At 60.5% G+C, this 22,309-nt stretch carries 24 protein-coding genes; 20 read left to right on the plus strand and 4 right to left on the minus strand.

Translation table 11 applies throughout. From position 1 onward, the window contains the following. The first annotated feature begins 50 nt into the window (after window positions 1–50). The 9 genes from FKCLFG_RS00210 (at window position 51) to fabG (ending at window position 9,955) form a co-directional block, all read left to right on the plus strand. Window positions 51–1,697, plus strand: a complete 1,647-nt coding sequence (locus tag FKCLFG_RS00210) for an AMP-binding protein (RefSeq protein ID WP_472614247.1) — start codon at window positions 51–53, stop codon at window positions 1,695–1,697. A gap of 4 nt (window positions 1,698–1,701) precedes the next feature. After that, window positions 1,702–2,634, plus strand: a complete 933-nt coding sequence (locus FKCLFG_RS00215; protein WP_472614248.1) for an LpxL/LpxP family acyltransferase — start codon at window positions 1,702–1,704, stop codon at window positions 2,632–2,634. Window positions 2,635–2,808: 174 nt separating this feature from the next. Then, window positions 2,809–3,414 (plus strand): LolA-related protein, encoded by a 606-nt coding sequence (locus FKCLFG_RS00220; protein ID WP_472614249.1) that lies wholly within the window; start codon window positions 2,809–2,811, stop codon window positions 3,412–3,414. Continuing rightward, the gene (locus FKCLFG_RS00225; RefSeq protein WP_472614250.1) at window positions 3,411–5,840 is read left to right on the plus strand and encodes an MMPL family transporter; all 2,430 of its coding nucleotides are present in this window, start codon (window positions 3,411–3,413) and stop codon (window positions 5,838–5,840) included. Before FKCLFG_RS00220 ends, FKCLFG_RS00225 begins: the two co-directional genes overlap by 4 nt. Further along, window positions 5,827–6,666 (plus strand): polysaccharide deacetylase family protein, encoded by an 840-nt coding sequence (locus tag FKCLFG_RS00230; RefSeq protein WP_472614251.1) that lies wholly within the window; start codon window positions 5,827–5,829, stop codon window positions 6,664–6,666. Before FKCLFG_RS00225 ends, FKCLFG_RS00230 begins: the two co-directional genes overlap by 14 nt. A 48-nt stretch (window positions 6,667–6,714) precedes the next feature. Then, on the plus strand, window positions 6,715–7,914 hold the full coding sequence (locus FKCLFG_RS00235; RefSeq protein WP_472614252.1) for a beta-ketoacyl-[acyl-carrier-protein] synthase family protein: 1,200 nt from the start codon (window positions 6,715–6,717) through the stop codon (window positions 7,912–7,914). 9 nt (window positions 7,915–7,923) lie between these two features. After that, window positions 7,924–8,724 (plus strand): beta-ketoacyl synthase chain length factor, encoded by an 801-nt coding sequence (locus FKCLFG_RS00240; RefSeq protein WP_472614253.1) that lies wholly within the window; start codon window positions 7,924–7,926, stop codon window positions 8,722–8,724. After that, complete coding sequence (locus FKCLFG_RS00245; RefSeq protein WP_472614254.1) at window positions 8,715–9,203, plus strand: hotdog family protein; 489 nt, start codon at window positions 8,715–8,717, stop codon at window positions 9,201–9,203. The genes FKCLFG_RS00240 and FKCLFG_RS00245 overlap by 10 nt, the downstream gene beginning before the upstream one ends. Before the next feature lie 32 nt (window positions 9,204–9,235). Continuing rightward, entirely contained in the window at window positions 9,236–9,955 is a 720-nt protein-coding gene (gene fabG / locus FKCLFG_RS00250) for a 3-oxoacyl-ACP reductase FabG (RefSeq protein WP_472614255.1), read from the plus strand. Window positions 9,956–9,960: 5 nt separating this feature from the next. Here fabG and FKCLFG_RS00255 read toward each other — a convergent pair whose 3' ends face one another. From FKCLFG_RS00255 to FKCLFG_RS00265, 3 genes are read right to left on the minus strand one after another with little or no spacing between them, the layout of a single operon-like run. Further along, window positions 9,961–10,716, minus strand: a complete 756-nt coding sequence (locus FKCLFG_RS00255; protein ID WP_472614256.1) for a glycosyltransferase family 2 protein — start codon at window positions 10,714–10,716, stop codon at window positions 9,961–9,963. A gap of 22 nt (window positions 10,717–10,738) precedes the next feature. Continuing rightward, on the minus strand, window positions 10,739–11,494 hold the full coding sequence (locus tag FKCLFG_RS00260; RefSeq protein ID WP_472614257.1) for a lysophospholipid acyltransferase family protein: 756 nt from the start codon (window positions 11,492–11,494) through the stop codon (window positions 10,739–10,741). Continuing rightward, the gene (locus tag FKCLFG_RS00265; RefSeq protein WP_472614258.1) at window positions 11,491–11,793 is read right to left on the minus strand and encodes a hypothetical protein; all 303 of its coding nucleotides are present in this window, start codon (window positions 11,791–11,793) and stop codon (window positions 11,491–11,493) included. Before FKCLFG_RS00265 ends, FKCLFG_RS00260 begins: the two co-directional genes overlap by 4 nt. A gap of 3 nt (window positions 11,794–11,796) precedes the next feature. On the opposite strand from FKCLFG_RS00265, the gene FKCLFG_RS00270 reads away from it, so the two are divergent. The 8 genes from FKCLFG_RS00270 to FKCLFG_RS00305 all read left to right on the plus strand — a co-directional run bounded on the left by FKCLFG_RS00270 (window position 11,797) and on the right by FKCLFG_RS00305 (window position 19,658). Then, window positions 11,797–12,879, plus strand: a complete 1,083-nt coding sequence (locus tag FKCLFG_RS00270; protein ID WP_472614259.1) for a BMP family ABC transporter substrate-binding protein — start codon at window positions 11,797–11,799, stop codon at window positions 12,877–12,879. 552 nt (window positions 12,880–13,431) lie between these two features. After that, window positions 13,432–14,454, plus strand: a complete 1,023-nt coding sequence (locus FKCLFG_RS00275) for a DctP family TRAP transporter solute-binding subunit (RefSeq protein WP_472614260.1) — start codon at window positions 13,432–13,434, stop codon at window positions 14,452–14,454. A 108-nt stretch (window positions 14,455–14,562) separates the two neighbouring features. After that, window positions 14,563–15,099, plus strand: coding sequence for a TRAP transporter small permease (locus tag FKCLFG_RS00280; RefSeq protein WP_472615886.1), 537 nt, complete (start codon window positions 14,563–14,565; stop codon window positions 15,097–15,099). Further along, on the plus strand, window positions 15,096–16,373 hold the full coding sequence (locus FKCLFG_RS00285) for a TRAP transporter large permease (RefSeq protein ID WP_472614261.1): 1,278 nt from the start codon (window positions 15,096–15,098) through the stop codon (window positions 16,371–16,373). The genes FKCLFG_RS00280 and FKCLFG_RS00285 overlap by 4 nt, the downstream gene beginning before the upstream one ends. 154 nt (window positions 16,374–16,527) lie before the next feature. Then, a complete protein-coding gene (locus FKCLFG_RS00290; protein WP_472614262.1) occupies window positions 16,528–16,851 on the plus strand; it encodes a DUF3135 domain-containing protein in 324 nt (107 codons plus the stop codon). Then, window positions 16,832–17,116, plus strand: coding sequence for a hypothetical protein (locus FKCLFG_RS00295; protein WP_472614263.1), 285 nt, complete (start codon window positions 16,832–16,834; stop codon window positions 17,114–17,116). Before FKCLFG_RS00290 ends, FKCLFG_RS00295 begins: the two co-directional genes overlap by 20 nt. A gap of 167 nt (window positions 17,117–17,283) precedes the next feature. Further along, window positions 17,284–18,951, plus strand: coding sequence for an energy-dependent translational throttle protein EttA (gene ettA / locus FKCLFG_RS00300; RefSeq protein ID WP_472614264.1), 1,668 nt, complete (start codon window positions 17,284–17,286; stop codon window positions 18,949–18,951). Between the two features lie 257 nt (window positions 18,952–19,208). Next, on the plus strand, window positions 19,209–19,658 hold the full coding sequence (locus tag FKCLFG_RS00305) for a DUF2721 domain-containing protein (RefSeq protein ID WP_472614265.1): 450 nt from the start codon (window positions 19,209–19,211) through the stop codon (window positions 19,656–19,658). A 10-nt stretch (window positions 19,659–19,668) separates the two neighbouring features. Here the strand turns inward: FKCLFG_RS00305 and FKCLFG_RS00310 are convergent, their stop codons facing one another. After that, window positions 19,669–20,532, minus strand: a complete 864-nt coding sequence (locus FKCLFG_RS00310; protein ID WP_472614266.1) for a patatin-like phospholipase family protein — start codon at window positions 20,530–20,532, stop codon at window positions 19,669–19,671. 215 nt (window positions 20,533–20,747) lie between these two features. Here FKCLFG_RS00310 and FKCLFG_RS00315 point away from each other — a divergent pair, with 215 nt between their 5' ends. The 3 genes from FKCLFG_RS00315 (at window position 20,748) to FKCLFG_RS00325 (ending at window position 22,187) form a co-directional block, all read left to right on the plus strand. Next, entirely contained in the window at window positions 20,748–21,167 is a 420-nt protein-coding gene (locus FKCLFG_RS00315; protein WP_472614267.1) for a PRC-barrel domain-containing protein, read from the plus strand. 156 nt (window positions 21,168–21,323) lie between these two features. Then, complete coding sequence (locus FKCLFG_RS00320; RefSeq protein ID WP_472614268.1) at window positions 21,324–21,536, plus strand: CsbD family protein; 213 nt, start codon at window positions 21,324–21,326, stop codon at window positions 21,534–21,536. A gap of 102 nt (window positions 21,537–21,638) precedes the next feature. Then, window positions 21,639–22,187 (plus strand): hypothetical protein, encoded by a 549-nt coding sequence (locus tag FKCLFG_RS00325; protein WP_472614269.1) that lies wholly within the window; start codon window positions 21,639–21,641, stop codon window positions 22,185–22,187. The last annotated feature ends 122 nt before the right edge of the window (window positions 22,188–22,309 follow it).

Genomic DNA, 22,309 nt, shown 5'->3' on the forward strand with positions numbered 1-22,309 from the left:
TACATTAGTCACGCCAATCATTACTGCGCGCCGAAACCCAAAACAACATCATGTCAATCTTGCCACTGATCACCCATAAGAATGCCGATAGCGTGATCGCATGGCGCGACGGCTGCGCGGTGAGCGCCGCGCAATTTCTATTCGACGTCGCGCAGTTGCGTGAGAAATTGCCTGCCGGCAGCCACATGCTGAACGCCTGTAATGATCGTTACCGGTTCACCGTTGGCCTGGCTGCGGCGCTGCTGAGTAAAAAAATAAGCTTGCTGCCGCCGGCGCAAACGCCGGAAATGATGCGTCAGTTGCAGCGCTTTGCGCCGGATGCATTTTGCCTGACCGATGGCAAGGACTGCGCGATCGCGCTGCCGCAGTTGCAATTTCCCGCGCTGGCTGCGCTGCCGGAGGCGCATGAGCAAGACTTCGCGGTGCCTGAGGTCGATAGCGGGCAAGCGGTCGCCTATGTGTTTACCTCGGGCTCGACCGGAGCGCCGAGTGCGCACCTGAAAACCTGGGGCGCGCTGGTGCGCAACGCGCAGTCGGGAGCGCGCCTGTGCGGCTTGAGCGATGGCCGCCAGCACACGGTGATCGGCACCGTGCCGTCGCAGCACATGTTCGGCTTCGAATCGACGGTGCTGATGGTGATGCAAAGCGCAAATGCGCTGGCTGCCGGAGACGCATTCTATCCGGCCGATATTTGTCATACGATCGCTTGCGCGCCGCGGCCGCGCATGTTGGTATCGACCCCGGTGCATTTGCGCGCATTGATGCAGGCAGGATTGCAGGTGCCGGCGCTCGACCTGATCCTGTCGGCCACCGCGCCCTTGTCATTGGCCTTGGCGGAGCAGCTGGAAGCCGCGTGCCAGGCGCCGTTGCTGGAAATTTACGGCAGCACCGAAACCGGCCAGATCGCCGCCCGCAATCCGACCCGGACCCAGCAGTGGCAATTGCTCGACGGCGTCCGCCTGACCCAGCAAGACGGCGTCAGCTGGGCTTGCGGCGCGCATCTCGAATCCGCGACGCCGCTGCAGGATGTGATTGAGCCAATAGATGAACGTCATTTCCTGCTGCACGGGCGTACTGCCGACCTGGTCAACATTGCCGGCAAGCGCAGCTCGCTGACGTATTTGAATCTGCAATTGAATGCGATTGCCGGCGTCGTCGATGGCGCTTTTTTTATGCCGGACCAGGTCGCGCCCGATGGCGTGACGCGGCTGACCGCCTTTGTCGTCGCTCCTGCATGCACGCCGGCGACGCTGATGACGGCGCTGCGGGCGCGGGTGGATGCGGTGTTCCTGCCGCGCCCGTTGATTTTCGTCGACGCATTGCCGCGCAATGCGACCGGAAAGTTGCCGCGCGAAGGGTTGACATTGCTGGCGCTTGCCCAATCCGGGCCGGCCGGCCAGCTGCAACTGACGCTGGCGGCCGACCATCCGGTGTTCGCAGGACATTTCCCCGGCGCGCCGATCGTCCCGGGCGCGCTGTTGCTCGATCTGGCGCTGCAGGCGATCGGCGAGGGGGTCGGGGCCGACCTGTCTGCCTGTCAAATCAACGCGGTCAAGTTCCTCAGCCCGGTGCGCCCGGGCGAGCCGGCGTCGGTGCGCTATGCAACGCTGGACAGCGGCGCAATTCGGTTCGACATCCTGAGCGCGCAGCGTACAGTCGCGACCGGCTCGATTCGCGTGCCGGCTGAAGCGAGCTAGGCGCATGCAGCCGCCACCGCACAATCCGGCCGACTGGCAACATGCGCCGGAGCGCAGCAATCTGCTGCTGCTGCGCGCCATGTCCTGGATTTCGCTGCGGCTGGGCCGGCCTGCCGGGCGCGTGGTGCTGCGCCTGGTTGCCGGCTATTTCCTGCTGTTTGCCCCGGCCAGCCGAGCCGCTTCGCGCGATTATCTGGGCCGCATCCTGCAGCGCCCGGTGCGCTGGAGCGATATCTACCGGCATTTTTTCTGCTTTGCCTCTACCGTGCATGACCGGATTTATCTGCTCAATCAGCGCTTCGACCTGTTCCAGATCGAGGTCGAGGGCGAAGCGCTGATCCAGCAAGCGCTGGCGGATGCGGATGGGCAGGGCCTGTTCCTGTTGGGTGCCCACATCGGCAGCTTCGAAGTCATTCGCGCGCTGGGTGAGCGGCATGCCGGGCTGCAGGTCGCGATGGTCATGTACGAAGAAAATGCGCGCAAGATCAACCGGATGCTGGCCGCCATCAATCCGGCCGCGCAGCAGGAGGTGATCGCGCTGGGCAAAGTGGATTCGATGCTGAAAGTCAATGCTTGCCTGCAGCAGGGCAAGGCCATCGGGATGCTGGCCGACCGCACGCTGGGCGACGACGTGATGCAGCCGGTGACGCTGCTGGGCGGCAGCGCAAACCTGGCGCTGGGGCCATTCCGGATGGCGGCGATTCTGCGCCGGCCGGTGTTTTTCATGGTCGGCCTGTACCTGGGGGGAAACCGCTACCAGATACACTTTGAGCGACTCGCCGACTTTTCCTGCACTGCGCGCGGCCAGCGCCAGATCGAGATGCAGCGGGCGCTGGCGCGGTATGCCGAATTGCTGGAGAAATACTGCCGGCGCGCGCCATACAACTGGTTTAATTTTTACAATTTCTGGCAATCTGCGCCGGCCAAGAGCAAATAGCTAAAGTAGCGTATTTCTATATTTATTGGAGTATATTTTATATACGCAATGAATAAATGCACAAAATGCCATGAAAATGATGATACTCCTTATTTTTTACGAAGCGCGCGGTGGCCTGAGGCCGGCGCGTGCCTTGCGTGGACAATGCGCAACGCCCATACACAGGATGGATTCATGAAGTTTGCCGCGTTACCACCGATGTTCCACAATGCTGTCGCGTTTCTGCTGCTGGCTCTCGCCATGTTGCAGCCGCAACCGGCGTTGGCCGCAGGCTGGAGCCTTGACCAGTTGATGCAATCGCTGGCGCTGGCGAAGTCGGGCCGCGCCACGTTCGTCGAGAAAAAAACCCTCGCGATGCTCGATCGGCCGCTGGAATCTTCCGGCGAATTGCAATATATCGCGCCTGACATTCTGGAGAAACGCACCATCAAGCCGAAACCGGAAACCATGCGGGTCGAAGGCGATGTCATGACGGTAGTGCGGGGACGCCAGAAATTCACCTTGTCGTTGCAACAGTACCCGGAGCTGGCCGCTTTCATCGACAGCATCCGTGGCACGCTGGCGGGCGACCGCAAGGCGCTGGAGCGCGCATATAAATTGAAACTGGAAGGCGGCGCGCAGCGCTGGCTGCTGTCGCTGTCGCCAATCGACGCCAAAATGGCGACGCAGATTCATCTGATCCAGATCGCCGGCAGTGCCGATGATGTGCGCAGCATCAACATCATCCAGACCGACGGCGACCGTTCGCTGATGACGATCGATCGGATCGCGGCGCAATGAAGCTGCAGTCGCGCCGGATCGCGCTCTTTGCCTGGCTGCTGGGGGTTGCGCTTTGTTGCGTGGTGATTGCCCGCACCACGTTCATCAACGACCTGTCGGGATTTCTGCCGCAAGCGCCGACCAAGGAACAAAAGGTCTTGCTGGATCAGTTGCGCGAAGGCGTGGTGTCGCGGCTGATCTTGATCGGGATCGAAGGCGGTGACGCGGAGTTGCGTGCGGCACTGTCAAAAGAAACTGCCAAACGCCTGCGCGCCGAGCCGGCCTTTGTGACGGTGAATAATGGCGAGCCGCTGAATGCCGAAAGAGACCAGGCGTTCTTGTTCGGCAACCGTTATTTATTGAGTCCTGCCGTCACGCCCGAGCGATTTTCCGTTGCCGGCCTGCACGGAGCAATCGGCGACACCATCGATTTGCTGGTTTCTCCGGCCGGCCTGTTGATCAAGCCGCTGCTGCCGCGCGACCCGACCGGCGAGATCGTGCAGTTGCTGGGCCAGATGAACGGCGTAAACCAGCCGCGCATGCAGCATGGCGCCTGGGCTTCGCAGGATGCCGCGCGCGCGCTGCTGCTGGTGCAAACCCGCGCCGCCGGGGCCGATACCGATGGCCAGCAACAGGCGATGCAGCAGATCCGGCAGGCCTTCGATGCGGCGCGCCAGCAGCAGGGCGCAAGCGGGGCGGCAGCCAGGCTGGTGATGACGGGGCCGGGCGTGTTTTCGGTGCTGGCGCGCCAGACCATCAAAAGCGAGGTCACCCGCCTGTCCGTCATCAGCACCGCCATCATCATCACTTTGCTATGGCTGGTGTACCGCTCATTGACCGCGCTGGCGCTCGGGCTGTTGCCGGTGGTTTCCGGCGCGTTGGTGGCGGTGGCCGCGGTCAGCCTCGGCTTCGGCGCGGTGCACGGGATTACGCTCGGCTTCGGCACCACGCTGATCGGCGAGGCGGTCGACTATTCGATCTATCTTTTCGTGCAGTCGCGCCAATCGAGTGCAGGGAGCAGCAATACCCCGACCGACTGGGTTGCCGATTTCTGGCCGACGATCCGGCTTGGGGTGCTGACTTCGATCACCGGTTTTGCTTCGTTGTTGCTGTCGAGCTTTCCCGGGCTGGCGCAGCTCGGCATGTATTCGATTGCCGGCCTGATCACGGCCGCGGCGGTGACCCGATTCGTGTTGCCCCATCTATTGCCCGACAATTTCCGGATTCGCGACGTGTCCGCAATCGGACGCAGATTATCCGGCGTCACGCGGCGCGCGAGCGCATTGCGCTGGCCGTTGATGCTGCTGATCCTGGCGGCGGTGGTGGTGGTCGTGCTGCACCGCGCTACGCTGTGGAATCCGGAACTGTCTTCCCTGAGCCCGGTGTCGCAGGCGGATCAGGCCACCGATGCCCGCCTGCGCGCGGATATGGGAGCGCCGGACGTGCGTTACATGGTGGTGCTGTCCGGCGCGGACCGGGAAGCGGTGTTGCAGTCGGCTGAAAAGATTGCGCAACATTTGCAGCCATTGGTGGAGCAGGGCGTATTGGCCGGGTTTCAAAGCCCCAGCCAATATCTGCCTAGCGTGGCGACGCAACGGGCCCGGCAAGCCAGCCTGCCGGGCCCGTTGCTGACGCAGCGGCTGCAGCAGGCAACCATCGGCCTGCCGGTGCGGGCCGAACTGTTTGCGCCCTTTGTCGCCGATGTGGCAACAGCCAAAAGCCGCGCGCCATTGCAGCGCAGCGATTTAAACCATACCTCACTGGCGCTGGCGCTCGATTCGCTGTTGTACCAGCGCGCCAGCGGCTGGAATGCGGTGCTGCCGCTGACAGCACCGGCGTCCGGCCAGCCGGCCGGCATGGGCGCTGGCATTGCCACCGCGCCGGTGCGCGCCGCGCTGGCCATGGCTGGCCAGTCGAATGCACTGTTGGTCGACTTGAAAGCGGAGTCCGATCATTTGTATCTGGGCTATCTGCGCGAAGCCATCCTGTTGTCGTCGGCCGGTCTGGCCGGCATCGTGTTGTTGCTATGGTTCTCATTGCGCTCGCCGCTAGCGGTAATTCGCGTGATGGCGCCGCTGCTTGGCGCCATAGTCACGGTGGTTGCCGGGCTGGCCTTGTGCGATCAGCGCCTGACGATCCTGCATCTGGTGGGGCTGTTGCTGATCGTCGCGGTGGGCTCCAACTATGCGTTGTTTTTCAATCAGCCAGGCGGCGGCGCTGCCAGCAGCCGCCCTGCGCGCGGCATCACGCCGCAAACCCTGACTTCCTTGGCCTTTGCCAATCTGACCACCGTGGCCGGCTTTGGCTTGCTGGGCTTTTCGCAGGTGCCGGTACTGCAGGCGATCGGCACCACGGTCGGGCCCGGCGCGGTGCTGGCGCTGATTTTTTCGGCGGTTTTTGCCAGCCAGAAAATCGCAAAGCGGATACCGTCGAATGACGCCGAATAAGCTGTTGCGCTGGCGGCCGACAGCGCTGGTCAGCAGCACTTTTTTGCTGCATCTGGCGCTGCTGGCGATGATTGTTGCGGTGCCTCTGGCGGTGCCCCCGTTGCCGCATATCTGGCGCTGGGTGCTGGCGATCATCTTGGCCAACCACGTGCTGATCACGCTGGTCGGCTTATGGCCGCGCAGCACCTGGCTTGGGCCGAACTGGATCCGATTACCGCCTGCTGCCGTTGCCCGTGGTGAAATTGCGTTGACCATCGACGACGGGCCGGACCCGGACGTGACGCCGCAGGTGCTTGAGATGCTGGATCGCTACCGCGTCAAGGCAAGTTTTTTTTGCATCGGCGACAACGCGGCCCGTTATCCCGATCTTTGCAGAAACATCGTCGAACGCGGACATACGGTCGAAAACCATAGCCAGCGGCATCGCCACAATTTTTCGCTGCTCGGCCTCTACGGCTTGCGGCGCGAGATACAGGCCGGGCAGCGCACTTTAAGCGCGATCACCGGCTGCGCGCCATTGTTCTTCCGGGCTCCGGCCGGCCTGCGCAATATCTTCCTGGATCCGGTGCTGGCCAGGCTTGGGTTGCGGCTGGCGAGCTGGAGCGCGCGCGGTTTTGACACCAACACCACGGACCCGGCGCTGGTCTGCCGCAGATTGACGCAGAATCTGAAGGCGGGCGACATCCTGCTGCTGCACGATGGCAACTGCGCGCGGACCGACGCCGGGGTGCCGGTGATCATCGCGGTGTTGCCGCTGTTGTTTGACGCCGCTGCCAACGCCGGCCTGCATTTCGTCACGCTGCCAAATGCAGTTCACTCGGTTTAGTTTGCTAAAATCGCGACACGCCCACCAACGAATCGCTCTCCTTCTGCCTTGAAACCGCTCTTACTTTCGCACTTCACGGCCACCAGCTGTCTCGGTCGCGGTCTTTCCCAGACCTTGCAGGCGTTGCGCCAACGCAAAAGCGGGCTCTCGCCTTGCGATTTCGATATCGTCGATCTCGACACCTATATCGGCGCGGTCGCCGGCGTTGACGACGTCAAGCTGCGGGCTGACCTGCAGGCGTTTGACTGCCGCAACAACCGTCTGCTGCAACTCGCGCTGGAGCAAGACGGTTTTGCCGATGCCGTGGCAACGGCGATCGGACGCTACGGCCACCAAAGAGTCGGCGTGTTTCTGGGCACCAGCACCGCTGGAATTTTACAAACCGAACTGGCTTACCGGCGCCGCGATAGCGTGACAGGCGCGCTGCCGGCGGATTTTCATTACGCAGAAACCCACAATACTTTTTCGGCAGCCCATTTTGCGCAGCGTTATTTCGGCTTGAGCGGGCCGGCCGCGGTGGTTTCTTCCGCGTGTTCTTCCAGTGCCAAAGTATTCGGTTCGGCGCGGCGCATGATCGAAGCCGGCATCATCGATGCAGCGCTGGTCGGCGGCGTCGATTCGCTGTGCCTGACCACGCTGTATGGCTTCAATGCGCTGGGCCTGATCTCGGCCCAGCCTTGCCGTCCCTATGACGCCGGGCGCAACGGCATCTCGATCGGCGAAGCTGCTGCGCTGGCGCTGCTGGAACGGCTGCCGGACAGTGCCGATGCCGACGCCATCCTGTTGTTGGGGATCGGCGAGTCGAGCGACGCTTACCACATGTCATCGCCGCATCCGGACGGCCTGGGTGCAAAAATTGCCATGCAAAATGCATTGAACATGGCGCATCTGCTGCCCGCGCAGATCGATTACATCAATCTGCATGGCACCGCCACGGTTAGCAATGACGCTTCGGAAGGGCGGGCGGTAGCCGCCTTGTTCGACGCCTCGACTCCTTGCAGCTCCACCAAGGGCGCGACCGGGCACACGCTGGGAGCCGCCGGCGGACTCGAAGCGGTGATCTGTGCGTTGGCGCTGCAGCACGGCTTGATGCCGGGTGGCATCAACACCAGCCAGCGCGATCCTGACCTGCGATTGAATTACTTGCTGGACAATCGGGCGCAACGGGTCGATCGCGTTCTGAGCAATTCTTTCGGTTTTGGCGGCACCAATTGCAGCCTAGTTTTCGGCCGCGCTAACGCTAATTAAGTCTCCAGCATGCATACTCTGACCGCTTATATCGACGGCATCGGCCTGCTCGGCCCCGGATTCAATGGCTGGCCCAGCAGCCGCGCCATTTTGACCGGACAAGCCGCTTACCAATATCAGCCCGCCGTGCTGCCGCCGGCGGCTTCGTTGCCGCCGGCGGAGCGGCGTCGCTGCGGCCCGATCGTCAGGCTGTCGCTGGCGGTCGGCTTCGAGGCCGCCGCTGCGGCCGGACTCGACTGCGCCGGATTGCCGACCGTTTTTTCCGCTTCCAGCGGCGATGGCGAAAATTGCCATCAAATTTGCCAGATGCTGGCCTCCGATGACCGCCAAATTTCGCCGACCCGATTCCACAATTCGGTGCATAACGCGGCGTCCGGCTACTGGGCTATCGCGGCCAAGTCGATGGCGTCGTCGTCGGTGCTCTCTGCGTACGACGCCAGCTTCGGGGCCGGCCTGCTGGAAGCCTTAAGTCAGGTGGTGGTCGAACATGCCAGCGCATTGCTGATTGCCTGCGACAGCACGTATCCGGAACCGCTGCACCAGGTGAGGCCGATTCCCGACGAATTCGGGATTGGTCTGGTGCTTGCGCCACAACGCAGCGCCAATTCGCTGGCCAGGATCAGAGTCTGGCTGACGTCCGATAGGGCCGACCAGATGACCGACATCGCACTGGAAAATCTCAGAACCGCAATCCCGGCCGCGCGCGGCCTGCCGCTGCTGCGCGCGCTCGCGAACCGCGCATCGGCCACGCTGGTGCTCGATTACCTGGGCACCACCCGTCTCGCGGTGGAGATCGAATCGTGGGCCTAGTGGACCTGGACCGCGCGTGGATCGCTGCGCACATCCCGCATCAGGGCCAGATGTGCCTGCTGGATCGGGTACAAGACTGGGATGCGCAAGCTGTGCGCTGCAGCGCCATCAGCCATCGGGCAACCGACAACCCGATGCGCGCACACGGGCGGCTGGGGGCTGCCTGCGGCATCGAATACGCGGCCCAGGCCATGGCAGTGCATGGCGCGCTGCTGGCGCTGCAACAGGCACCAGCGCAGACGCCAGCGAAAGTAGGCTTCCTGGCCAGCGTGCGTGCGGCCACATTGCATGTCGGCCGGCTCGACGATATCGCCGCCGATCTGACGGTGGAAGCCAGGCAATTCAGCAGCGATGGCAACAATGTCTTATACGATTTCTGGGTCCGCGCCGAAGGTCGCATCCTGCTGGAAGGCAGAGCGGCGGTGATCCTCAATGCGCGGCAGAGTATTGCGGCGGCTGCCGATCATAAAACCCCCTGACCCCATCAACCTTTGCAAGCGGGACCACATCCATGAAACAAGCTCTTGTTACCGGCGGCAGCGGCGCGATCGGCGCTGCGATCTGCCGCAGTCTGGCGGCAGATGGTCACCATGTGCTGGTGCATGCGAATTCCAGGCCGGCGCAGGCGCAGGCGGTGGTGGACGCGATCAGCGCGCAGGGCGGCAGCGCCGAAGTGCTGGTGTTCGACGTCACCGATGCGGCCGCAGTCGCGGCTATCCTGCAGCCGTTGATTGAGCTCAAACCGATCCAGATCCTGGTCAACAATGCCGGGATTCACGACGATGCAGTGTTTCCAGGCATGCAGCTGGAGCAATGGCAGCGCGTGATCGACGTGTCGCTGCACGGTTTTTTCCACGTCACCCACACCCTGATGATGCCGATGATTCGCAGCCGGTGGGGGCGCATCATCAATATGTCATCGGTGGCTGCGCTGGGCGGCAACCGCGGCCAGGTGAATTATTCCGCCGCCAAAGGCGCACTCAACGCCGCCACCAAGTCGCTGGCGCTGGAAATCGCCAGTCGCGGCATTACCGTCAACGCGGTGGCGCCGGGAATTATCGACAGCGAAATGAGCCGGAGCGCATTCGATGCGCAAGCGATAAATCGCATGGTGCCGATGAAACGCGCGGGCCAGCCGGAGGAAGTCGCCGATTTGGTGAGTTTTCTGGCCTCGCCACGTGCAGCGTATATCACCGGCCAGGTCATTTCGATCAACGGCGGGCTGCTGTGATGCTGTTAGCGCAGCTTGCGCACCAGCAATAACGGCAGGCGCAGCAGGAATCCCAGCAACAGGCGGCTGTGCATCCAGCTCAGCAGCAGGTTGTCGCGCAGATAGCGGAAATGCGACACGCCGCCTTCTTCAACGCTGAAATAGCGCACCGGCGCCGTCAGGTTGAGCGGCTTGACGCCGTACCAGCACAGCCGCACCACCGCTTCCGGATCGAAGTCGAAGCGCCGCATCCAGGGCTGGCCCCGCATCACCGCGCGCAACGGCGCAATCGGATACACCCGGAACCCGAACAGCGAATCGCCGATGCCGGCCCACAAGGTTTCCAGGTTGGCCCACCAGTTCGAGATCTTCCGCCCCTGCACCCGCAGACTCGGCGCGCTGGCGTCGAACCGCGGCAGACCGAGCACCATGCAGCCGGGCTCGGATTGCGATGCGGCCATGAAGGCGGGAATCAGTTCGGCCGGATGCTGGCCGTCCGAATCCATCGTCAGCGCATGGGTGAATCCTAGGGCGGCGGCGTGCTCCAGGCCATGCAATACCGCTGCGCCTTTGCCGCTATTTTTCGGCAAGACAATGACCCGCAAACCGGCGTCGCTGGCAGCCATTGCCTGCAATTGCGCGGTGGTGCCATCGGTGCTGCCGTCGATCACCAGCCAGACCGGGTTCCAGTGCTGCCGCGCTGCGCGCACGGTCTCGTACACTTTCGGGCCGGGGTTGTAACTGGGAATCAGAACCAGGTGGGTCAGGGAGGGAGAGTTCATCGAAGCGGACGCTAAAAATAGGTTAATCGGCAGCTGCCGGGTCCGGTGGCGCAGCAAGCTGAGCGGCAAAATACTGGCTTAATTCTGCCATCAATGCGGCGCTGCTTGCAGGCGCAGGGAAACGCTGACCCACGCGCACCCGGTAATGCATCGGCAGCTGCGGTTTTTTGAACAGCGGCCATTCCTTGCTCAGGAATGGCGAATCGGTTTCAATCAAGACCGTCTGCACCGGCGCCTGGGCGCGGCGTGCGATCACGCCTATGCTGGCTGTCAGAGCGCCGATCGGGTGTCGCACGGTGCGGGTTCCTTCCGGAAACAGCAGCAAGTGGCTGCCACGCTGCAAGTCCTGCACCGCCAGCACCACCATCTTGCGTGACGATGCGTTGCTGATGTAGCGTGCCAGACGGGCGCCGCCGCCAAGAAATATATTCCCGAGGATTTCGGCTTTCATGATGCAGGCGACGTCTGGCAGGCGCGACGCAATCAAGACTACATCCCATAACGATGGATGATTGGAGGCAATAATCAGGGATTTTTCGTTGCGCAGTGCATCCAGTTCGCGCAAATCGAAATGGAAACGGCCCGATAGCTTCAGCGCAGCCAGGGTCAGCCGGAACACAGTCATGATCGCCAGTCGTCCCAGCGCGCGCCCCAGCCGGGCCGGCAGCAGCGGATACAAGACCAGGGCCAGCAGCGACCAGAGCAGCAGCAGCAAGCCGACCCAGACCAAACCAATCCAGCAGACCAGGGTATCGTAAGCCGTCAGCAATATACTCATTCCATTTCTACGCACCATGCTGTGCCCGTCGGAGCGTCGCCCTGTAAAAAAGCGATTAATGCATCCGATAAGCGGCCAGCGGAAGGTTTTTTTGAATTCGGCATGATACAACATGGGCCTGATCCTGCCGCCATTGTTCCCCGCCAGTGGTTGCGGCTATCGCGCAGCATCTCATCTGCCACCGACAAGCAGTTAAGATGCGTGAAGCTGGGTGAAGCTGAAACTCCGCCGCCAAAACTATTTTGGCAATCCATTGCAAGCTGTACTGACAAAAACCCATCTTTCGAAAGATTATTCAAATCATGACTAAAAATCTTGTGCGCGACGTGTTGAGCGCAATCGCGATCTTGCCCGTGACAGCTGTTTGCGTGTCGGCGTATGCCGCGCCCCTGAAAGTCGGCTTCGTGTATGTCAGCCCGATCGGCGAAGCCGGTTGGACCACCCAGCACGACCTGGCGCGCAAGGAAATGGAGAAAAACCTGGGCGCAAAAATCACCACCAAGGTGGTCGAGAACGTACCCGAAGGAGCGGACGCCGAGCGCGTGATCCGCGATCTGGCGCAGCAGGGCAACCAGCTGATTTTCACTACTTCGTTCGGCTACATGAACCCGACGCTGAAGGTTGCCAGGCAGTTTCCGGGGGTGAAATTCGTCCACCTGACCGGTTACAAGACCGCCGCCAACGTCGCCACCGCCAATGCGCGCTTTTATGAAAGCCGCTACCTGGCCGGCGTACTGACTGGAAAAATGAGCAAGACCGGGGTGGCCGGCTACGTCGGCGCGTTCCCGATTCCCGAAGTGCTGCAGGGGATTAACGCGTTCACCCGCGGTTTCCGCAGCGTCAACCCGAAAGCCGAAGTCAAAGTGGTCTGGGTCAACAGCTGGTTCGATCCGGGCAAGGAACGCGATGCGACGCTGACCCTGATCGGCCAGGGCGCCGACGTGCTCACGCATCACACCGATTCCACCGCCGTGATGCAGGCTGCCGAAGAGAAGGGCAAATACGCGGTCGCCTACCATTCCGACATGAAGAAATTCGGCCCCAAGGCGCAAATTGCCGCCGTCACCCACCACTGGGGCAAGTATTACACCCAGCAAGCGCAAGCTGTGATCGACGGCAAATGGAAAACCAGCGCCACCTGGGGCGGCCTCAAGGCTGGCATGGTCAAGCTGGAAGGTTACGGCCCGGCGGTGCCGAACGACGTGAAACTGTTCGTCCAAGCCAAAGAGAAGGAAATCGTGGCCGGCACTTTGACGCCGTTTGACGGCCCGGTCAAAGACAACGAAGGCAAGGTCAGGCTCGAAAAAGGCCACATGAACGATGACGGCCTCAACAAGATGAATTATTTCGTCGAAGGCGTAGCCGGAAAATTGCCTAAAAATTAATCGCGGCAAGGGGCGCAGTGCTGCAAGCAGCGGCGCCCTGTTTTAATTGCAATGGAGTATGCCTATAAACACATGCTTTGCCGCATATATTAATTGCATGAATAAAAAATACTGCCTGATTTAACTTCAATGTCGCAGACGCTGAACAGCCACAAGAAATCTCGCGGAAACAACGTTCGCATATCGCCCTTGCGCGTATGCACTGCCGGGCTGGCGCACCGCACAACCGCACATAGAGCGCTGCGCTCAGGCCTCGGTCAAGCCGATCTTGGCGCTCAACGCTTTGCGCCGCAAGCGCTCCAAGTCTGACGATAATCTGCCATCTAAAAATTCCGTAGGGCAATTGACCTGCGCTAATGATTCCTGTAAAAGTTGGGAGCGCCACCGTTCCAGCATGCCAGCAGCACTGTCCGGTTGATGCCCATACCGCGTCAGGGGCCTGTCGGACTGCGTGAAGCGAAGCGAAAATTAGCTGCGCGATGGCAGATCGATATTGCCACGGCAGCACGTTTGCCAGTTCTGGCTGTTCCATCCCCCGAAGGAGAATCTTTCTTGGTCAAGACTTTATTTGCGGCCGCCATTGCCGCCGCGTTCACCGTCTCGCTGCCGGCCGTCGCGCAGCAGAAATACCAACCTGAATATCGTTTGTCCACCGTGCTCGGCACCGCTTTCCCGTGGGGCAATGGCGGCCAGCGCTGGGCCGATCTGGTCAAGGAAAAAACCCAGGGCCGCATCAACATCAAGATGTATCCCGGCACTTCGCTGGTAGCGGGCGATCAGACCCGCGAATTCACCGCGATCCGGCAGGGCGTGATCGATCTGGCGGTGGGCTCGTCGATCAACTGGTCGCCCCAGGTCAAGGAGCTGAACCTGTTTTCGCTGCCGTTCCTGATGCCGGATTACCGCGCGATCGATGCGCTGACGAAGGGCGAAGTCGGCCGCGATCTGTTCAAGGTGATCGAAAAAAATGGCGTGGTGCCGCTGGCTTGGGGCGAAAACGGTTTTCGCGAAATCAGCAATTCCAAGCGTGAAATCCGCACTCCGGCCGACATGAAAGGCTTGAAATTCCGGGTGGTCGGCTCGCCGCTGTTCAACGATACTTTCACCGCGTTGGGCGCGAATCCGACCCAGATGAGCTGGGCCGATGCGCAGCCGGCGCTGGCCTCGGGCGCAGTCGATGGCCAGGAAAACCCGATCTCGGTGTTCACCGGCGCAAAAATCCACGCGGTGGGACAAAAATACCTGACGGTCTGGGGTTATGTCGCCGATCCGCTGATCTTCGTGGTCAGCGGCAAGGTGTGGAAAAGCTGGAGCAAGGCTGACCAGGAGGCGGTGCGCGCGGCCGCAATCGAAGCCGGCAAGGACGAAACCGCGCTCGCGCGCAAGGGCTTGACCAGCGCCAACAGCGGCATCTACAAGGATGTCGCGGCTCTGGGCGTGAAAGTCACGCACCTGACGCCGGCTGAAGTCGACGCATTTCGCAAGCTGACCAAGCCGACGTACGACAAATGGTCGAAGACCATCGGCGCCGATCTGGTCAAAAAAGCAGAAGTGGCGATTGCCGCCCGCAAGTAACCGGTTTGCGCCGCCGCAGCGCCCCGTTCGCTGCGGGGCGCTTTTTGTTTTTTGATGTTTGTGTCATCAGCCGGGCGCTGCCCCCGACACGTTTAAACCTTGAATGAAATGACCGATGCCATGAGCGATCCATCCGACACCTCCCACCCGACCGAGGAAGCCCCGCGCGTGCCGGTCAAAATCGAAGAATTCTGCGCCGCGATGGCGCTGGCGCTGATTTGCTGCATCACCTTTGCCAATGTGCTGGTGCGTTATTTCACCGATGTCTCGTTTGCCTTCACCGAAGAATTTTCAATTTTCCTGATGGTGGTGCTGACCCTGTTCGGCGCCGCCGCCGCGTTTGCCCGCGACACCCACATTCGCATGACGTTCATCACCGAACGCTTGCCGCGCAAGCTGGCGCGCGTGCTGGAATATCTGGTGCTGGCGCTGGGCGCGCTGATGTTTGCAATCATGGCCTGGTATGGCACTTTTCTGTTCTGGGATGACTGGCAGTACGACACCACGTCGCCCGGCATCGGCATCCCGCAATGGATTTACACGCTCTGGCTGCCGCTGCTGTCGGCGGTGATTTTCCTGCGCATCATCGGCCGCATGCTGCGTTTTAGCCGGCAATCCAGCCCGGCAGATCGGAGTGCAGCATGATCGCCGAAGGCAGTCTGATTTTATTCGCCGGCTTCGCGCTGCTGCTGGCGATCGGCGCGCCGCTGGCGATCGCGCTCGGCATCGCCGGCACCGCGGTGATTCTGATCGAAGGCCTCGGCATCATGGCGGTGCCGACCAACGCTTATGGCGGCATCGCCAAATATCCGCTGCTGGCGCTGCCGGTGTTCGTATTGGCCGGCATGATGTTCGAGCGCGCCGGCGTTGCGCTGCGGATCGTGCGCTTCGCCTCCGCCATCGTCGGCAAGCGGCGCGGCGGCCAAGGCGTGGTGGCAATTCTGGTCTGCATGTTTTTGGGCGGGATTTCCGGCTCCGGCCCGGCCGACGCCGCAGCGGTGGCGATGGTGATGATTCCGAGCATGTTGAAGCAGGGTTATCCGAAGGAGTTTTCGGCCACCTTGATCGCCGCCGCCGGTTCCACCGCGATCCTGATTCCGCCGTCGATTGCGCTGATCGTATATAGCGTGCTGGTGCCGGCAGCGTCGGTGCCGGCGCTGTTTGCCGGCGGCATGCTGCCCGGCATTCTGGCCGGATTGGCGCTGATCGTGCCCACCCTGTACCTGTCGCGCAAGAATGGCTGGGGCTCGGCCTCAGACGAAGAAACGCCGCGCTTGTGGGACAGCTTCAAGGAAGCGATCTGGGGCTTGCTGGCGCCCGTGATCATTCTCGGCGGCATGCGCGCCGGCCTGTTCACGCCGACCGAGGCCGCGGTGGTGGCCGCTTTCTACGGTTTTTTCGTCTACCGCACGCTGGACCTGCACAAGGTATATCGGGTGCTGGTCGAATCGGCCGAAATTTCGGCGGTGGTGCTGATCATCATCTCGCTGGCCGGCGTATTCGCCCATGCCGGCTCGACGCTCGGCGCGTTCGATGCGTTCGCCAAGCTGCTGCTGGGCTTCGCCGGCAATGAAGCGTTGATGCTGGTGATGATCAGCGTGATGCTGCTGATCGCCGGCATGCTGCTGGATGCGGTATCGATCTTTCTGGTGTTCCTGCCGATCCTGCTGCCGATCATGTTGATCTATGGCTGGGACCCGGTCTGGTTCGGCATCGTCATCACGATGAATATGGCGATCGGACAATTCACGCCGCCGATGGCGGTCAACCTGATGGTCACCACCCGCATCGCCGGCGTCTCGATGGAATCGACGGTGCGCTGGGCGTTGTGGATGGTGGGCGCGATGCTGGGGGCGATGACGCTGGTGATGGTGTTCCCGCAGCTGGCGCTGTGGCTGCCGCGTTTGCTGGGCTATTAGCCAGCATATTTGCTGGATGGCGCACCTCCTGCAGCGGCAAGCCGCCCCGGGTTTGTGCCGGCATGGACGGCGCGCACCATAGCATTGACGTGCCGCAAAGGAGGGCGCGCCAAATGCAGCACACTTATCAAAACAACATGATAAGGAGCCAGCCATGCATCTCGCCATACAACTTCCCGATTTCGATATGCTGGCGTCGTTGTATCGGGACGACCCTGAATCCTTCGAAGCGTTTCGCCGTCACGTATTGCGCGAGGTGGTCGATGCCGCGCCGCCGGCCCAGCGTCCCACTCTTGAACTGTTGTTAAGTCATCTTGAGGCGGTCCGCACGGAAGCTGCCACGCCGATGGAAGCGACAATTATCGCTTTTCGCATGATGCAGAATTCGGTTGGCCAACTGCACACACTCTGGGAGCAAACTCAGGAGGCGGTCGCAAGCTTGCAGACTTCGATAATTATTGCCCAGGTGCGTAAATAATCAAGACCGGCCGGGCGGTGACGCCGACCTGATGATCGCCGACGCCACCACCAGCAAGATTGTGGCCTTGCTGCCCGCCTGGCACCGCACACTGCTCGCTGACACCCGCAGTTTCATCGTGCTGCCGCTGGTGGTGCGTTCGGTTCCGCTCGGACTGTTTTATGCCGACCGCACCGCACTGGCGCCGGAAGGCGTGACGCCGGATGAAGCGGCTCTGATCAAGGCCCTGAAAGGGCAAGTGCTGGCGGCGCTGCAGGCGCGGTAATCGCCATCCAGCGTCTATCCAACGTCAATCCGACGCCGCAGCTCACCACTGCGCTGTACCGGCCGGGCTGCCATCGGTTATCCTTGCACTCGTTCCATTAACATCAGGGCTGCGCACTACTTGCACCTTCTTGCGTGCGCCCGCAACCTGAAAAAGACCCGAAAGCCATGGCAAATTACGTCTACACAATGAATAAAGTCGGCAAGATCGTGCCGCCCAAACGTCAAATCCTGAAAGACATTTCGCTGTCCTTCTTCCCCGGCGCCAAGATCGGCGTGCTGGGCCTGAACGGCTCCGGCAAATCGACGCTGCTGAAAATCATGGCCGGCATCGACACCGACATCCAGGGCGAAGCAGTGCCGATGCCGGGCCTGAATATCGGCTACCTGCCGCAAGAGCCGGTGCTCGATCCGGAGCAAACGGTGCGCCAGGTGGTCGAATCCGGCCTGGGCGAAGTATTCGAGGCGCAAGCCAAGCTGGAAGCGGTGTACGCCGCCTACGCCGAAGAAGATGCCGATTTCGATGCGCTGGCCAATGAGCAGGCGCGGCTGGAAGCGATCATTTCGACTGCCGACGGCGGCAACCTGAACCTGCAACTGGAAATGGCCGCCGATGCGCTGGGCCTGCCGGCGTGGGACGCCAAAATCGGCGTGTTGTCAGGTGGCGAAAAGCGTCGCGTCGCACTGTGCCGTTTGCTGTTGTCGAAGCCGGACATGTTGCTGCTGGACGAGCCGACCAACCATCTGGACGCCGAATCGGTCGAATGGCTGGAGCAATTCCTGCTGCGCTTTCCCGGCACCGTGGTCGGCATCACACATGATCGTTACTTCCTCGACAATGCCGCCGAATGGATTCTGGAACTCGATCGCGGCCACGGCATTCCGTGGAAAGGTAATTACAGCTCGTGGCTGGAACAGAAAGGCAACCGCCTGAAGATGGAAGAAGCGACCGAATCGTCGCGCCAGAAAACCATCGCCAAGGAACTGGAATGGGTGCGGCAGAATCCGAAAGGCCGCCAATCCAAGAGCAAGGCGCGGCTGGCCCGCTTCAATGAGTTGTCCGAGCACGAATACCAGAAGCGCAACGAAACCCAGGAAATTTTCATCCCGGTGGCCGAGCGTCTGGGCAATGAAGTGATCGAATTCAAGAACGTCTCCAAAGCGTTCGGCGACCGCTTGCTGATCGACGACCTCAGCTTCACGATTCCGGCCGGCGCGATTGTCGGCATCATCGGCCCCAACGGTGCCGGCAAAACCACGCTGTTCAAGATGATCACCGGAATCGAGCAGCCCGATAGCGGCGAAGTCGCGATCGGCCAGACCGCCCGAGTCTCGATTGTCGACCAATCGCGCGACTCGCTCGACAGCGCCAAAACCGTGTTCCAGGACGTCTGCGACGGCAACGACATCATCACCGTCGGCCGCTTCGAGATGCCATCGCGCGCCTATCTGGGCCGCTTCAACTTCAAGGGCGGCGACCAGCAAAAAATCGTCGGCAATCTATCCGGCGGCGAACGCGGTCGTTTGCATCTGGCGAAAACATTGATGCAGGGCGGCAACGTCTTGCTGCTGGATGAGCCCACCAACGATCTGGACGTGGAAACCCTGCGCGCGCTGGAAGACGCGTTGCTGGAATTTGCCGGTAGCGTGATGGTGATCAGCCATGACCGCTGGTTCCTGGATCGGATCGCGACCCATATCCTGGCCTGCGAGGGCGATTCGAAATGGGTCTACTTCGCCGGCAATTATCAGGAATACGAAGCCGACAAGAAGAAACGTCTAGGCGAAGAAGGCGCGAAGCCGAAGCGGATTCGCTACAAGCCGCTGACGGTGTAAGTTGCTTGCCGGAAGCCGGATGCACCTCAGCATCCGGCTTTTTTTGTTATTTGCTGACGATATTGCGCACCGCCGTAGGATGGGTGAAACCCATCATGCAAGTTCGATATGCGATGGGTTTCGCCCATCCTACGGTGCTGCTTGATATGGAGTATATGCAGTAAACATGCATTCGCCGCATTGTTTTAATGCGCAAAAAATAATACGCACCCCCGTATAGTGCTTACGGCGCGTAAACTACATCCTTGGGAACCACCATGAATCTCCAACTCAGCGATGTCAGTCACATCATCCAACTTTCGATTGCGCCGGTCTTCCTGTTGAGCGGCATCGGGCCGCAGTTGATTGTGCTGACCAACCGGCTCGCGCGCATCATCGACCGCTCGCGCAAGTTGGAAGACTTGCTGCGCCACACCGACGCCCCGGCAAAATCCGAACTGCTGACCCAGCTCACCATCCTGTATCGGCGTGCGCACCAGATCAATTATGCGATCACCCTCAGCACTGCCTGCGCGCTGCTGGTGAGCCTGATCATCGTGGCGTTGTTTATCGGCGACGCGCTGGGTCTGGCGCTGGATCGTCTGATTGCGGTGCTGTTCGTGGTGGCGATGCTGGCGCTGATCGGCAGCTATTCTTTCTTGCTGCGCGAAATATTCATCGCCACCAAGTCGCTCTCGTTGCAGCGGGTGCTCCAACCCAGGCCGTAGGCGCGCCGGCTCAGTCCTGATGCGGGCGCAGCGCGCCGGGAATCCGGTATTGCGTGAGCCCTTCATTGTCGAGCCAGCGCCGGGTGCTGCTAGCGGCGCGTTCGATCAAATCCCTGGCCTGTGAAAAGTCATACGGCGACACCGCCAGCGGGCACAAGGGCGGCACCGTCAATACCGACACTTTGCCGGCCAGCAATTCCAGGTCTTGCACCAATTGATGCGCGATCAGCATGTTCAACGCATGCAGCGCATTGCCTATCGCGCTGATCGGTGGCGCGGTCAGCGCGCAGGCATAGCCGGTGGGCAACACGATCAGCCGGCTGGCTCCCAGCGCCACCGCCGCCATGATCGGGGTATTGCTGGCGATGGCGCCGTCGATCAGGTAATTGTTGCCGAGCAGTACCGCCGGATATATCGCGGGAATAGCGCAGCTGGCCAGGATCGCGTCAATCGCCGGGCCGCTGGAAAGCCGGATCGAGCTGCCGTGCAATAGCTCGGTGGCCATCACATGCACCGGGATTGCGGCTTCTTCCAGCAAGCGGTACGGCAAGTGGTGTTCGATCAGCCGGCGCAGGCCGGATGCTTCGAGCAGCGAGGGCGTATGAGAAAACAGGCCGGCGATGCGTCCCCAATTTACCTGCAGTACATCGCGTCGCCGCAGCTGGCACCAGATCTGTTCTAGCTGCGCCACCCCGGCGGGCGTTGGGTTGCCGGCAAAATAGGCGCAATTGAGCGCCCCGACCGAGGCTCCCACCACCAGATCGGGTTTGATGCCGTGCGCCACCAGCGCCCGCAGCATGCCGACCTGGATCGCGCCGAAGCTGCCGCCGCCGGCGAAAACAAAGGCTGTTTTCTCTACCGTGATATTCGTCATATTCTTCTCCCGAATGGCGCCGCGCAGCGTTTCATCCTGAGGCGTCCAACCCGATTATTGCCTGCTGTAACTGGCACTTAGCTATGTGTGGATCATGGCTTTTTTACCAAGTTTAATGTGAATTGACGCACATCAAAAACAGTTGTGAAAACTCGCATAGGCTGATCTATGTAGTTTTACATTATTCATTGTATGAGTCCCCCAAGGAGATGAACATGAGCTATCAAGATCGCGATAAATATGGGATGTACAGCAACGAGACCAGCGAAGGTCCAGGACCTGGGTTGATGGGTGCGGACACGCTGCTCGGCAACGATGTCTATAACGACCAGGATGAAGATCTCGGCGACATCAAGGAAATCATGCTGGACATGAATACCGGCAAGGTAAGTTATGCAGTGTTGTCTTTCGGCGGATTTCTGGGGATGGGTGAAAAACTGTTCGCGGTGCCGTGGAATGCATTGACGCTCGATACCGTCAACAAGCGCTTCATCCTGAAAGTCGCTAAAGAGCGGATCAAGGATGCGCCGGGATTCGATTCGGATCATTGGCCGGATATGGCAAGCACCGCGTGGGCCGATGAAATTCATTCTTATTACGGCACCCAACCCTATCCGAACGAGCGGGTGCTCTGATTTTCCCTGCAAACTCACATTAAACAGAGTGGTCATTGATCGCCATGCCGCCGTCTTTCCATTGCAAGCGCCGTTGCCGGCATGAATGCAATAGAAGCTGGCGGTCAATGCCTGTTATGCGTTGTCGATAAGCATATTGTTGCCAAGGAGGCTGAAATGAAATGGGACATTATCGAAGGAAACTGGAAGCAATTCAAAGGCAAGGTCAAAGAGCAATGGGGCAAGCTCACCGATGACCACATCGATCAGATCGAAGGCAAACGCGATCAGCTCTCTGGAAAAATCCAGGAGAAATATGGTGTGACCAAAGACGAGGCTGAAAAACAGATCAAGGATTTCGAAGAGCGTAACAAGGATTACAAGCCATGAGTTTTGGTTGGCAACGGGTGCTGGTGCGGGACAGGGCGGGCGTATCGAGTGTCGATAGTCCGCCCGAGACCGTCGCGGGAATAAAAATTCAAAGGAATGAAAATGAAAAAAATACTCGTAAATATTTTTCTCGGTTTCGCCACTTTCAGTTTTGCTGCAGCTGCCTTTGCGGCGACCGATGCAGAGAAAGCCACCTATAAGTCGGCCAAGGACAGCGCTACCGCAACCTATAAAGCGGCGCGCACCCAATGCGATACCTTGAAAGCAAATCCGAAGGATGTCTGCATCGCGGAAGCCAAGGCGGCTGAAAAACACAGCAAGGCGGAAGCCGAAGCCCAGTACAAAAATACCCCGAAAGCGCAGATGGACGCGCGCGTTGCTAAGGTAGATGGAGACTATGCGGTGGCCAAGGAGAAGTGCAACGCCCAAAGCGGAAATGCCAAGGACGTCTGTGTCAAGGAAGCCAAGGCAGTGCATACCAAGGCAGTTGTCGATGCGAAAGCCAGCAAGGAAATCAGCGAAGTGAAAACGGACGCGAAGGTGGATAAGAGCGACGCCGATTACAAAGTGGCAATCGAAAAATGCGACGCCTTAGCGGGTCCCGCGAAGGAAGCGTGCGTCGCATCGGCCAAGTCGAAATATGGCAAATAGATCCGCATAAAAACGCCGGCGGATCACGTCTCAGCCAATGCGCGATCCACCCCGGCGTGCGGCCCTCAAAGACCAGATGTTTTACTTAGCCGGCTATTCGTAGCGTTTCGTTCCATTAGTGC

Source organism: Gelidimonas denitrificans, from assembly GCF_055694065.1.